This window comes from Staphylococcus lugdunensis, from assembly GCF_001558775.1.
Classification (GTDB): Bacteria; Bacillota; Bacilli; order Staphylococcales; family Staphylococcaceae; genus Staphylococcus; species Staphylococcus lugdunensis.
Window position 1 is genome coordinate 1,508,935 of the sequence record NZ_CP014022.1, and the last position, 14,501, is coordinate 1,523,435.

At 34.8% G+C, this 14,501-nt stretch carries 10 protein-coding genes; 8 read left to right on the plus strand and 2 right to left on the minus strand.

Going from position 1 to position 14,501, the window contains the following annotated elements:
- Window positions 1-9: 9 nt before the first annotated feature.
- Genes kdpA through AL499_RS07145 form a run of 3 tightly spaced genes read left to right on the plus strand, consistent with a single transcriptional unit; the run spans window position 10 to window position 4,305 of the window.
- Window positions 10-1,686, plus strand: coding sequence for a potassium-transporting ATPase subunit KdpA (kdpA, locus tag AL499_RS07135; RefSeq protein WP_002491951.1), 1,677 nt, complete (start codon window positions 10-12; stop codon window positions 1,684-1,686).
- Between the two features lie 17 nt (window positions 1,687-1,703).
- Window positions 1,704-3,725: a K(+)-transporting ATPase subunit B gene (locus tag AL499_RS07140; protein ID WP_002460930.1), complete on the plus strand. Its 2,022-nt coding sequence runs from the start codon at window positions 1,704-1,706 to the stop codon at window positions 3,723-3,725.
- Window positions 3,726-3,744: 19 nt separating this feature from the next.
- Window positions 3,745-4,305, plus strand: coding sequence for a K(+)-transporting ATPase subunit C (locus AL499_RS07145; RefSeq protein WP_225306489.1), 561 nt, complete (start codon window positions 3,745-3,747; stop codon window positions 4,303-4,305).
- Window positions 4,306-4,611: 306 nt separating this feature from the next.
- Here AL499_RS07145 and AL499_RS07150 read toward each other — a convergent pair whose 3' ends face one another.
- On the minus strand, window positions 4,612-6,684 hold the full coding sequence (locus tag AL499_RS07150; protein WP_002491967.1) for an NEAT domain-containing protein: 2,073 nt from the start codon (window positions 6,682-6,684) through the stop codon (window positions 4,612-4,614).
- 309 nt (window positions 6,685-6,993) lie between these two features.
- On the opposite strand from AL499_RS07150, the gene AL499_RS07155 reads away from it, so the two are divergent.
- Genes AL499_RS07155 through AL499_RS07165 form a run of 3 tightly spaced genes read left to right on the plus strand, consistent with a single transcriptional unit; the run spans window position 6,994 to window position 9,759 of the window.
- On the plus strand, window positions 6,994-7,578 hold the full coding sequence (locus AL499_RS07155; RefSeq protein ID WP_002491958.1) for an MptD family putative ECF transporter S component: 585 nt from the start codon (window positions 6,994-6,996) through the stop codon (window positions 7,576-7,578).
- Between the two features lies 1 nt (window position 7,579).
- Window positions 7,580-8,287 carry an energy-coupling factor transporter transmembrane component T gene (locus tag AL499_RS07160; protein ID WP_002460926.1) on the plus strand — a complete coding sequence of 236 codons (708 nt, stop codon included), beginning with the start codon at window positions 7,580-7,582 and terminating at the stop codon, window positions 8,285-8,287.
- Between the two features lie 11 nt (window positions 8,288-8,298).
- On the plus strand, window positions 8,299-9,759 hold the full coding sequence (locus AL499_RS07165; protein ID WP_062248887.1) for an ABC transporter ATP-binding protein: 1,461 nt from the start codon (window positions 8,299-8,301) through the stop codon (window positions 9,757-9,759).
- Between the two features lie 84 nt (window positions 9,760-9,843).
- On the opposite strand, the gene AL499_RS07170 is transcribed toward AL499_RS07165, so the two are convergent.
- Window positions 9,844-11,784, minus strand: a complete 1,941-nt coding sequence (locus AL499_RS07170; protein WP_037540707.1) for an NEAT domain-containing protein — start codon at window positions 11,782-11,784, stop codon at window positions 9,844-9,846.
- 630 nt (window positions 11,785-12,414) lie between these two features.
- On the opposite strand from AL499_RS07170, the gene isdC reads away from it, so the two are divergent.
- Together isdC and AL499_RS07180 are read left to right on the plus strand one after the other, a co-directional pair.
- Complete coding sequence (gene isdC / locus AL499_RS07175) at window positions 12,415-13,101, plus strand: heme uptake protein IsdC (protein ID WP_002460922.1); 687 nt, start codon at window positions 12,415-12,417, stop codon at window positions 13,099-13,101.
- Between the two features lie 2 nt (window positions 13,102-13,103).
- Window positions 13,104-14,501, plus strand: coding sequence for an NEAT domain-containing protein (locus AL499_RS07180; protein WP_002491953.1), 1,398 nt, complete (start codon window positions 13,104-13,106; stop codon window positions 14,499-14,501).

Sequence of the window (14,501 nt, forward strand, 5' to 3'; positions counted from 1 at the left end):
GGAATCGCAATGAGTATAATTTTATTTTTAATGATCTTTATTGCGTTGACATATATCGTGAGTCGTTACTTATATATAGTAGCTCTAATTGTTCCATCTAAGATAGATATACTATTCAATCCTATTGAAAAGGTAATTTATCGACTAATCAATACTAAATTAGAGCATATGTCAGGCAAAACATATTTAAAACACTTTTTTTGGTTCAACGGAATAACAGGGATAGTGGCATTGATATTATTATTGACGCAACAATGGCTTTGGTTAAACCCGAATCACAATTTAAACCAATCCATATCTTTGGCCTTTAATACAATGGCTTCATTTATAACGAATACGAATTTACAACATTATTCAGGAGAAACGGGACTAAGTTATTTAACGCAAATGACGGTCATAACATTTTTAATGTTCACATCAGCTGCTTCTGGCTATGCCGTATGTATTGCAATGTTGAGAAGGTTGACAGGTATGACAGATGTCATTGGTAATTTTTATCAAGACATCATACGTTTTATTGTGCGCGTTCTAATACCGTTCTCATTTATTATCAGCTTATTTTTAATCAGTCAAGGGACACCTCAAACATTTAAAGGAAACCTTGTTATAGAAACTTTGTCAGGCGTTAAACAAACGATTGCTTATGGTCCAATCGCATCAATGGAAGCGATTAAACATCTTGGTACAAACGGTGGCGGATTTTTAGGCGCAAATGCCTCGACGCCATTTGAGAATCCTAACTACTGGACTAATTTCGTTGAAGCTTTAAGTATGATGCTTATACCAGGGGCTTTAGTATTCTTATATGGCAGAATGTTAAAAAATAAAAAGCAAGTACATCCTCATGCTGTAATGATTTTTGTTGCGATGTTTGTTCTATTTATCGCATGTTTAGTGATGTGTCTACACTTTGAATTCTCAGGGAACCCCGTCTTACAGCATTTAGGAATTACTGGTGGCAATATGGAAGGTAAAGAAACACGATTTGGTGTAGGTCTTTCAGCGCTATTTACAACGATTACGACGGCTTTTACAACGGGCAGTGTAAACAACATGCATGATAGCTTAACACCTTTAGGCGGTCTTGTCCCATTATTATTAATGATGTTGAATGCGGTCTTTGGTGGCGAAGGTGTGGGACTTATGAATATGTTGATTTATGTCATGCTCACAGTATTTATGTGTAGTTTAATGATTGGAAAGACACCAAGCTATTTAGGTATGAAGATAGAAGGAAAAGAGATGAAGCTTATTGCGCTTTCATTTTTAATACATCCATTGCTTATTTTATTTTTCTCTGCATTGGCATTTATAGTACCGGGTGCAACAGATGCCATCACTAATCCACAGTTCCATGGTGTATCACAAGTGCTGTATGAATTTTCATCTTCATCTGCTAACAACGGTTCAGGATTTGAGGGATTGAAGGATAATACAACGTTTTGGAATATTTCAACAGGCATTGTCATGTTGTTAGCACGGTATATTCCAATTATTTTACAGTTAAGCATTGTATCAAGTTTAGTAAATAAAAAAACATATCAAAATCTAACAGAAGATGTACCAATCAATAATTTATTTTTCAGTAGTGTATTAATCATCTTTATTATTTTACTTAGTGGTTTAACGTTCTTACCAGATTTAATGCTTGGACCAATAGGAGAGCACTTATTGCTACATTCTTAATAGGAGGAAGGTCTAAAATGATTGAAACTAAAAAAATATTTGAATCCAGTTTGGTCAAACAGGCTTTAAAAGAAAGCATTATTAAATTAAACCCAGTATGCATGGTTAAAAATCCTATTATGTTTGTGGTAGAAGTAGGGATGATGCTCTCTTTAATTTTAACAATGGCACCAAATTTATTTAGTTATGAAAATGTATCACGAACGTATTTATTTAGTATTTTCTTTATATTATTATTAACGTTAATTTTCGCAAATTTTTCAGAGGCTTTAGCAGAAGGACGTGGTAAAGCACAGGCAAAAGCATTGCGCCAAACACAAACTGAAATGACTGCAAGACGTATTAAGTCTGACGGTAGTTATGAAATCATTGATGCTAGCCAATTGAAAAAAGGAGATATTGTACGTGTAGAAACGGGCGAGCAAATTCCGAATGACGGTCAAGTTATTAATGGATTAGCTACCGTAGATGAATCTGCAATTACAGGTGAGTCTGCACCAGTTATTAAAGAAAGTGGAGGAGACTTCAATAATGTTATTGGAGGTACTTCTGTAGCTTCCGACTGGTTGGAGGTTGAAATCACATCAAATCCAGGTCAATCATTTTTAGATAAAATGATTTATTTGGTTGAAAATGCGACAAGAAAGAAAACACCTAACGAAATCGCATTATTTACATTATTGATGACCTTAACAATTGTTTTTTTAGTTGTCATTTTAACAATGTATCCTTTAGCGACATTTTTACATTTCAATTTATCTATTGCAATGCTGATTGCTTTAACTGTTTGTCTGATTCCAACAACGATTGGTGGCTTATTATCTGCCATTGGAATCGCGGGTATGGATCGCGTTACACAATTTAATATTTTAGCTAAAAGCGGGCGTTCAGTAGAAACATGTGGGGATGTTAATGTTTTGATATTAGACAAAACTGGGACAATTACTTATGGGAATCGTATGGCTAGTGAATTTATTCCGGTTGCATCGACGCAGTTTGAAAGATTGGTAAAAGCTTCATACGAATGTTCTGTCGAAGATGATACACCAGAAGGTAGCAGTATTGTAAAGTTAGCACGTCAGCAACACATTGATTTACCAACAGACAGAGGAGAATATTTCCCATTTACTGCTGAAACACGCATGAGTGGTGTGAAATTTTCTAATCGCGAAGTCTATAAAGGTGCACCTAATAGCATGATTAAACGTGTTAAAGAAGCAGGTGGCCATATTCCTGATGATTTAGACACGTATGTAAATGAAGTGTCTAAAAAAGGTGGCACACCATTAGTTGTCATTGAAAATAACGTCATATTAGGTGTTATTTATTTAAAAGATGTTATTAAAGAAGGGTTAGTGGCACGTTTTCAAGAATTGCGTGCGATGGGCATCGAAACGGTGATGTGTACAGGAGACAATCAACTTACTGCTGCAACCATTGCGAAAGAAGCGGGTGTAGATCGCTTTGTTGCCGAGTGTAAACCTGAAGATAAAATTAATGTTATTAAAGAAGAACAAGCAAAAGGTCATATCGTCGCGATGACAGGTGATGGTACAAATGATGCACCTGCTTTAGCTGTAGCTAATGTGGGGCTAGCGATGAATTCAGGTACGATGAGTGCGAAAGAAGCTGCCAATTTGATTGATCTAGATTCAAATCCAACTAAATTAATGGAAGTTGTATTGATAGGCAGACAATTACTCATGACGCGAGGGGCTTTAACAACGTTCAGTATTGCGAATGATGTGGCTAAATATTTTGCCATTTTACCTGCAATGTTTATGTCTGCTATGCCTGCAATGAATCATTTGAATATGATGCATTTACATTCACCAGAATCAGCCGTACTTTCAGCTTTAATATTTAATGCCTTGATTATTGTGTTGCTTATTCCAATTGCAATGAAAGGCGTGAAATTTAAAGGTGTTTCAACTCAAATGATATTAATAAAGAATATATTGATTTATGGAATAGGTGGCATGATTGTACCATTTATTGGTATTAAGCTGATTGATTTAATCATTCAATTTATTGTTTGAAGGAGAATATAATAAAATGATACAAGCGATAAGAAAAAGTACTAGGCTCGTCATTGTCATGTTGATATTATGTGGACTGTTATTTCCGTTGACTGTAACAGCTGTTGGACAGATTATATTTCCACATCAAGCAAATGGAAGTTTAATCACGAAAAATGGTAAAGTTGTCGGTTCTGAATTGATTGGTCAACAATGGGAGAGTCGGAAATACTTTCATGGTCGTATAAGTGCTGTGAATTATAATATGAATAATCAAGAAGTAAATAGCAATGGTGGGCCTGCCTCAGGAGGATCGAATTTCGGCAATAGTAATCCTAAATTGAAGCAACGTGTGAAAGAGATGATTCAACAAGAGGGTAAAGCACGTTCTGTCGATGCTGTCACAGCTTCTGCTTCAGGATTGGATCCGGATATTACCGTTAAGAATGCTGAACAACAGGCCCAAAGAATAGCAAAAGCGCGTGATATTGATGTGTCTAAAGTCAATCATGTGATTGTAGAAAATAAAAAATCTTTGCCTATGGCTGATGATTATGTCAATGTTTTAAAGATGAATATTGCTTTAGATAAACTGAAATAACTCGTGAAAGTATATTAATATTTAGCTTACGTCAAGGTGAACGGACGTTAACATCATGTTGTGATATCGTTTATAACTAAAAAAATGTAGGAAAAACAGCAGGTTGAAGCTGCCATTTTCCTACATTTTATTATGCCTATTTATAATTAAACTTTATAGCCTAAACAGTGATGAATGTAATGCACTTATTATATTTCAAGGTGCAGCATGTATATTGGAAGAGGTATGAATTATATAATAAAAACTAAAAATTTCTAACTGCACAATTCCTTATACATTTTGCGGTGGTATCTTTCAGTGCTTTATTTATTGATGTTTCTTTTTCGGGCGTATTAAGAACATTATACCACCTAAAATAGCAACTAATGATGCCCACAATGTTGCATGATTTGTTGTTTGGCCGGTAGCTGGTAATGTATGTTGTGCTACCGGTGACAGAGGTGCTGCTGTTTTATGCATATGTGATGTCTGTGATTGCACTGTACGATTGTTCTGTGCATGTGATAAAGGTTTGGTTACATCCTGTTGTTGTGTGTGGTGACTTCGTTGATTGTTGTGTTGCACTTGATTGTGTACTGAATGTTTAGCAACATTTAGCGTGCTTATTTGTGTTTCAGTGCTTACATTTTGATGTGATGTATTACTGTGTGTATGATTGTGCGCTGCTGTTTGTTGGACTACAGTTTGTTTAGTATGACCAGTGTTTGAAGCTACACTCACAGTTGGTTTATTCATTTGTTTATGGTTTGCCGGTGCGTGTGTTGTTGTAACTACAGGTTTGGTTACTTTTTTGTGGTCTGTTGTAGTGTCAGCTGGTTTTACGATTGGTTTATCTGCTTTCTTGTTATTAGAAGTTGCTGTATCTGCTTGGTTTATGTCAGGTTTAGCATCTTTTTTATTGTTTGGTGTTGTTGGTGCTTCCGCGTCTGCTTTTTTAGAAATCGCATTATTTTTAATGCGCACATGATATTGACCAGAATAGCCTATTGTTGGGAAATCTACTTTAACAATCGAATTATAAATCTCTTTACCTTCTACATATGGGAAGAGTACAGTACGTTTATCATTGACCGTATCTTTATCAATGGTCATCACACGTTGCCCTTCGACTTGGAAATCTTTCCAAATTGAATCTATTGTTGTTGTTAATTTAATGTACTTTTTACCGTCTACTTCTACAAGTTCAAATGGTTTTTCAACAAAGCCATCCATCGTTGAAAGGTCGTCATCATCACTTTGTAATACTGAAATGTCCAGCGCTTTGCTGTTCGTTATTTGAACTTTTTTAACGGGTGCGTGTTCGAATTCCACTTTAGCAGAGGCAACTTCTTGGTCTAAATCTTTCTTTAGTTGCTCTAATTTTTGACTGTATTGTGCTCTTAATTTTTCTGGTAGTTGATCTTTAACACGGTTGAGTTCGTAAATTTTACGTTCTAAAGTTTTAGCTTTGTTGTAATCTGCTAATAGTGCTTCTGTTTCGAAATCTTCACGTGTTTTGAATTTACTTTCATCATTATAGATGGGTTGTTCAAAAACCATTTTCGTATAGTCATAGTTTGTTTCAGGATCATTATAAATTTGTGTAGATGATTTTATAACGAGTTCTTTTGTGCCATTGGATACATCGAAGCGAATATACGCATCGTCTGTTTCTGGGTTATAAGTAACGAGTTCAATAGGCAGCTTTTTATTATTTTCATAAACTTCAAATTTTTTCCAAGTTGAAGCGGTTTTTAATCCTAATTCTACAGTTGTTTTATTTTTATCTTTGTTGAAATAAACATTGGCTGGAGAAATTGTACTTGCATAATGATAGAACTGAAGGTCACCGTCTTTGTTTTTCATTTCGAATGATACAGGTCGACTGTTTGAAGTATCATGTGGCTTGTTTGTATATGTCTTATCTTTAACAGCATCTTTAATAGATTGATCTACAGCCTGTTTAGCTGGATTTGACACTGCAGTAGAAGACTTAGGATTAACAGCGTTTGTAGTTAATGCTGTTGGCGCAGGTGCAGCTTTAGGTTGTGTCGTATTAGAGACGTTAGTTGCAGGTGTAACCGTTTGTTTATCGTTTGCTTGAGCACGCGACTTATCATTCGTTGTAGTTGTAGCTACTGTCTTGTCAGTGTGATCAGCGTTAGGCTGCGCATTCGTTTCCACTGTCGGCGCAACTGGCTTGCTTTGTGCAGGTGTATTATTTTCTGATGCAACAGCTGAATGAGCTGGTTCTACTGCGTTCTCTGCAGCTTGTGCCTGATGTTCGGCATTTAAAAATAAGCATGTGCCTAATGTAATTGAAGCCGCACCTATTGAGAATTTACGTATTGAAAAATGCTGATTTGGTCTTGCATTGTTATTTTCGTGGTTGTTTTTCATGGTTTTAACAACTCCCAATTTATTTTTCTCAATTGATAATCATTATCAGTTGAGTTAAAATGATTATACATAATTTTTATGTAATTGGGTAGTATTTTTTAAATAGAATTTAAGTTAAAATAATTTTTGTAAAAATTTAGAATATAATATTCTACAGTACAAGTGCTTAATACGGAATGAAGTTGTAATTATCTAAGAAAGATGTGCTTAATTGATAATCATTATCAATTATAGTACACTTATACTTCGTACCATATATCATTGTAAGAAGATATTTTATGATTGTTTTACATTAAAGGAGTGTGACAAATGAAGAAACAAACATTAGATGTTAAAGAGTTAATACATATTGGGATATTTACAGCTATTTATTTCATGGTCATTGCGATACCAGGTATATTGGGTATCATTCCTATTTTTATGTTATTGTTACCTGCCATGATTGGCTTTTTAGGCGCAATACCAATTATGTTGTTAATTGCTAAAACACAAAAATTTGGAGCGCTAACTATTTTATGTCTTATTATTAATATTTTATTGATTATTGGCGGGCATCCTTGGATTGCACTAATCTACAGTATTCCAGTGACGGTTATTGCAGATTATATTATGGCGCGTGGTCATTATCAGAATACGAAATTAAATGCCCTAGGTTATATTATTTTTTCAATGTGGTCCATCGGTAATTTATTACCGTTTTACTTTATGAGACAAACATTTTTAGCACATTTAGCTGAACGACATGGCAGTCATTATGAACAAACTGTAGCAATGTTATTTTCATATCAAATGATTCCAGTTTTAATTATTTTAACAATTATTGGTGCATGGCTAGGTTACATTATTGCTACAACAGTCTTACGTAAACATTTTAAACGTGCAGGTATGATTTAAAATGTTAGGTTATATAAGTAACAAGCCGCGTATATTTAATTTCGATCCTCGTGTCAAAATAACGTTGATGTTGTTAATTTCATTTGTAGCAATGACTGGAAATAGTTTAGGGTTACATAAATATCCTAGACTATTTTTAATGTTAATACCGGTGTGTTTGCTAATTGGTGTAGGTTTTTATTATAAAGGACTTATATTGGGCATTATGATTGGGATGAGTTGGTATATAGAAGCATTTATGTCTATTCGAACACAGTTGTTATTATTTATTGTTGTCATCATTATTACGAAATTTGCTTCGGCGCTAGCTATGGGTTATTTTATTGTTCAAACAACTCAAGTTGAAACGCTGATTCAAGGCTTAGAGCGATTGAAAGTTTCGCGAAAAGTAACACTGCCTTTAGCAGTTATGTTTCGTTTTATTCCAACTATTAAAGAAGAATCAAGTGCGGTCAAAGATGCGATGACCATGCGTCAAATTGATGTTAAATCGGCAGGGAAACATCCGATAAAATATATAGAGTATCGTTATGTCCCATTGATTAATAGTGTGTTAAAAATTGGAAATGAATTAACCATGTCAGCAATCACTCGAGGACTTAATTTAACGAATGCCCGCACGTCTATACATCATATACAAATGACGCTGTTAGATTGGATGATGCTGTTGGGTACATTGAGTTTAGTTATTCTTTATTATGTAATGTGAGGTGAAGGACCATGATTGAATTGAAACATGTGTCATTTTCATATGAAAACGGAACGCCATCATTAAGGGATATTGATTTACTCATTTCATCTGGAGAGGTCATTTGTTTTACTGGTGCATCAGGTTGTGGGAAGACAACCTTACTAAGATTATTTAATGGCTTGATTCCATACTTTTTTAATGGCAAGTTAACAGGGGAAATCATCATAAATGGAATGTCAACGCAAACACAGTCGATCTATGATTTATCTCAACAAACTGGTTCGGTATTTCAAAATCCTCGCGCACAGTTTTTTTGTCTGAATAGTACGAGTGAGATGGCATTTGAAGCAGAAAATTATGGCTATCATCCACAGTATATTACAGAGCAAATTCGTAAAGGAACCACAGATTTAAACTTAAGCCATTTGTTAGATAGAGATATTTTTAAATTATCGGGTGGTGAAAAGCAACTGTTGGCTTGTGCCACAATTGAAGTTTGTCAACATGACATCATTATATTAGATGAGCCATCTTCCAATTTAGATCATGAGACAATCAAAAAGTTAAAGCAATTAATCCTTCGATGGAAACAAGCTGGGAAGACAGTGATTATTGCAGAACATCGCTTATATTATCTATACGATATTGTGAATCGCTTAGTCGTCATGGAACAAGGTGCGGTGGCACATAGTTACACATCAGCTGAGCTGAAGCAGTTAACTCAAACACAATTAGCAGGCTTAGGGTTACGCGCAACTCGACTAGATTTATTACCCGGGAAATCACATCAGCGACATATTGACAGCGAGAACAGATTGCAATTGAATGAATTTAATTTTAAATATAAGAAACAGGATAAGACAACATTACAGTTAGGCGACTTATCATTAGCACGTGGGGCAGTCACGGCTATAGTGGGGCATAATGGTGCTGGTAAATCAACCTTTGCACGTTGTTTATGCGGTTTAGAACGACATTTTAAAGGTACAGTTGTAGAAGCGCAGTTAACATTAAAGCGCAAAGCACGTCTGAAAAATGTCTTTATGGTGTTTCAAGATGTACACCGTCAGTTATTTGCTGAAGATTTAGAAGAAGAATTGCGCTTAAGTGATGAGACGTTGACTGCAGAAGAAATCCAGCATAATTTGGAGATATTTAATATTGCGCATCAATCAGATACACATCCGTTAGCATTATCTGGTGGGCAACAGCAGCGTCTAGCTGTGGCTAGTGCAGTCGTATCTAATAGAAAAATATTAATCTTTGATGAACCTTCAAGTGGGTTAGATGGGGCTAACATGAGACAGATGGCAGCGTTATTAAACAGATTAGCTGATAAGGGATACACGATCGTATTAATCACGCATGATTATGAATTACTGATGGCTTGTACGGATGAAGTCATCGAAATTGCACATGGACAACTAGTGGCTCAATTTGTTTTGAATTCTGAAAATGAAATGCGGCTTGCGCCACTATTTATAAATTAAATAAATATTAAATAAGACGAAATCTCAGTTTTCTGTTGAGATTTCGTCTTTGTCTATCACGTTCATTTAATTATTTGGGTGATATTAACGTTGTTCTTTACGTTTTCTACCAAATAGTAAGATAGAACCACCTAGGGCCAATAAGCTACCAAAAATTGATGCTGAAGTTGTCGCATTTTCTTGTCCAGTGTTTGGCAATGAATGCATATGACTTTGTTGAGCTGGTTGTGGTTTTGTCATGGCAACGTGTTGTTTATCTTCATGTTTGTTTTGAGATAAATGTACATGTTGTTGTGTTGTTGGTTGTGCCATTGTAGCTTGTGCCTTAACTTCATCCTTAGCTGGTTTATAAGTGCTTGCTACAACTGGTGTATGATGTTGTGTTGCTGTTGCATCATGATTGACTGTAGTAGATACGTGACTCGGTTTAATTGTCGTGTGCGTAGCAGCTGCTTTAGAATGTTGATTTACTGTTGTTGCAGGTTGAACTACTTTTGGTGCATTATTTTTAGCTTTATCAACTTTTTTAGTTTTATTAGCTTTATTTTCTTTATTTGCTTTTGTTGGCTTTGTAGTTGATGTTTTAGCTTTATTTGTCTTATTTGCTGGTTTGGTTTTTGGTGTTTCTGGTTTGGCTGTAGTTAATTCAGGTACAGGTGTTTCAAATAATAGTGTCGTTTGGTATTTGTTGTCGTAGTTAATGGCTGGGACAACGATATGCACTCTAGAAATTAACTGTTTCATGCCTGGTTTTACTTCGACACGAATGGTTTTAGTATCTGCTTTTTTATCGTGTTTGACAACGGTTGTTGTTAATTCTTTATTTTGTGGTGTAAAGAATTGGAATGATTTCCACCAGTCAGCATTTTTCAATGTAACTTCAAAGTAAGTTTTACCATTTTCTTTAATGAATTTACCTGGGTGTTCCATGTAGCCATCCATAACAGATGTTTCTGTTGATTTATCTTTTTGTACTTTATATTTCGCAGTTTGTGTTACTGCTGCTGATTTTGCTTGTTGTGAAGCAGGTTTTTTAGCACTTAAAGTCATAACAGATGGACGAGCTACATTTTTAGCTTGTGCCAATGTTTCTGGTTTAACAGCATTTTTTTGAGTTGATTGTACATCAAGCGCTTGTGCTTTGCTTGCTTGTGCTTTGGCAGGCTGTGGAACAGGTTTAGCAAATGCGATTTGAGTTGTATATTCATGATCATAATTAATCACTGGGACAATAATATGTACTTTCGAAATCAGTTGTTGTGTACCTGATGCCACTTCGACACGGATTGTCTTGATATTTTTACTTGTATCATCTTTAGTTACTACGGTATTAAGCTTGTTATTATTTTCGTCATAAAATTCAAATGATTTCCACCATTTGGCATGGTTTAATTCAGCTTCAAAGTAGTATTTATTATTCGCATGAACGAGTTTGCCTGGATGGTTCATATATTGATTCATTGTAGATTTTTGTTTTGTTTTATCTTTGTTCACTTGAAACTCGAAGTCTTCAGTTGTTTCTGAAGTAGCGCTTTTAACAGAACGTACGACTGGTTGAGCTTCTCTTGTTTGTTGTGTCGCAGGTTGAGCAGGTGCTTTAGTATTTGCTTGGGTTGCTTGTTGCTTGACTGCGTCTTGTTTCGATGTACTTGATTGTTTAGGTGATGCTTGTGCATCATTTTGTGACTTGCTGTCCGATGTTACTGCTGCAGCTTGATTACTTTTAGCCAGTTGTTTATTTGCTTGTGTATGATTTTGCTCTGTTTTTGGCGTTTGGTTAGTTGTGGCAGCTTGATTTTGAGGTTGATCGATAATAATTGGATCAATGTTTGTTTCTACTTTGTTCTCTTGATGCGTAGCAGGTTCATTTTGCGTGGTATTAGCTTCAGCAGCATGTGCAGGATTACCTAAAAAGAGTAGTGAACCAACGATAATTGAAGCCGTACCTACTGAGAATTTGCGAATGGAATAGTGGTTAGCGATAAAGCCAAATTTATTAGTTTGTGTACGTTGATGTTTTTTCATGTGTTTGTCTCCTTGTATCAATATAATTTAAATTTTTAAAGATGATTATCAGAACTAGAGAGTAGTGTGTAAGTCATGTGGTATGAATAATGTAATGTGTCACTTATTGAAAATGATTATCATTATTGATTATATCAGTTCCATGTCATTTTACAACAAGGTATAAATATTTTAATATTGCTTTTTTAATAATTGTTTTGATAATAAAATTAAATAACATTGATTAAATTATATGCTATTACAATGAAGGAAATGGACACTAAATGAAAATACAACTAAATCCATTATGGAAGATACTTTCATTATAGGTTAGCAATGATATAACTGTTTAAGCACGCTTCAATCTCTTATGTCACGACTACCATAACTTTGTTAATACAATCTAGATAAAGACATTAATATATAAGGAATTGCGATAAAACGTTCTATGTATGGAGTATGAGCTAAGCGTTGTCATTTTAATTGCTAATGTGGTGCGATCAGTTTTTTATTTTCTTAAATGCCTTAAAAAATTAAGAAAAAATTTAAAAAATAAATTGACATTGATAATCATTTTCAATTAATCTAATAAGTAGAACTAGAGTGAGCAAAATGATTATATTTTTATCGTGAAAAGGAGGCAAAATAAGCGTGAAAACAGTATTTAAAATAGTTAGTTTTATATTCTTATGTATTTTCTCATTTGGGATATTGTCATCAAGCAGCGCGTTCGCAGAGGGTCAGTCACTTAATTATGAGGTATTAAAATATAATACCAATGATACTTCGATTGCGAATGACTATTTTAATAAACCAGCAACCGTAGTTGAAAGAAATGGTAAGAAATATGTTCAAATAACAGTTAATCATAGTCACTGGATTACCGGAATGAGTATTGAAGGTAAAAATGAAAAAATCATCAATACCAATAAAGCAAAAGATGAACGTACGTCAGAATTTGAAGTAAGTAAAACATCAGGTAAAGTAGACGGTAAAATTTCAGTTTATATAAATGAAAAAGTAAATGGTAAACCTTTTAAATATGACCACCACTATAACATTACATATAAATTTAACGGCAAAGATAGTGGTAGTTCTAGTGCAGCAACACCGGGAATAAATAAATCGGAAAATGGCGGTACAGGCTCAGCAGCAAGTGATGCAGGAAATGGTACAAGCTCAGATAGTAACAGCGCATCTACTGATGGATCTTCAGTTGAAAATCCTCAAACGAGTGCTGGTACACCGGCATATGTTTATTTAATACCAGTTGTAGCCGTGGTATTCTTAATGCTATCTGTTGCAATTTTAAAACGTAACAGAAAAGGTAACCACTAATAATGTCTAAGCGTTTGAAATTATTATTGGCTACGTCATTAATTTTTTCATGGTCTGTTGTTACTGGCTCATATAGTAATGCGGCAATGCTTAATGTTAGAGCTGATGATTCGAGTTATTCATCAGCTCCTTCTCATATAGACACAAACCAATGGACTCATTCAAGCAACGCTCAATTAAGTATTTATTATGCAGATAGCAAGACACTTGCGCAATCATACAATAAGATGGTTGATCCAAGTGTTCAAATCATTAAAGATCATGGGCGACTTGTAGCAAAAATTAACATTGCTAAACATGGATTGTGGAAGCAACTTCAAGTTGAAGATCAAGGGCAAATGAGATTACTTAACATACATACCACACCATCACAGCCAACTAAAGATTATGTATTGTTACCTTTAAATAAGCAACAAACGCATTATAAAGTTAACGTTACAACTATAGAGAATGGGCAAGAAAAACAGCAACAACTGCTATTCAATATTACACCATCAACAGCGCAAGAAGACGGTCATCAGGTTAATAAGCGAGCAGTTAATTTTTATGTACGTAAAAAAGAAGAAAATAAGCTGTCACATATGGATGATTATGTGAAACACCCAGGACATTACGTCACGATTCAAGGGAAACGTTATTTTGAAATGACGTTAACGCATATAGACTGGTGGCAAAGTTATCAATTTTATCATCAAAATACGAAATTACAACATGAGGTCATCTATGAAAATAGTGATACTCAAGAAGCCACTGTGCGCATACCTGTAGAAGAAGATACTAAAGAGATAGAAGCACGCATCCACATTGTCATTCCAGAATTAAACTATGATCATCACTACACAACGTATATTGTGCTAGGTGTAAAACATCCAAATGAAACAGACGATAGTCAATCAGATACATCAGCGGAAAAACGTAACAAAGATAAACATCAGCAAGACCCCGGAGATAAGTCAGTACCTCCAGCTTCAGAAAAACAACAAGCGCATGTTAAGCAGCAACAACAAACACAGCAAAATAATGATACACATGCATCCAACAATCAAGATACTTCAAGTAGAACAACAACGCCGTCTAATAATAGTGAAACGACAACGCAATCATCAAGTTCAACACCAACACCATCTTCACATGAATCGTCAGCACAACAAGGTGAAAAGAAACAAGTAACAACAGCTGCATCAAAAAATAAAGCGCACGCCGCGCAACAGCACAAAGATAAAAATAAACGAACACCAGCATTTGATAGAAATGCTGATAAATCTTATCACACAGATGGCAATAAACAACCTAACGTTAATTTGCCAAAACATACGAAAGACTATATTATATTCGGAATTTTAATTTTTATTTCAGTAGCAGGTTTAATTGCTACATATTTCATTAATAGAAAGCGGTGA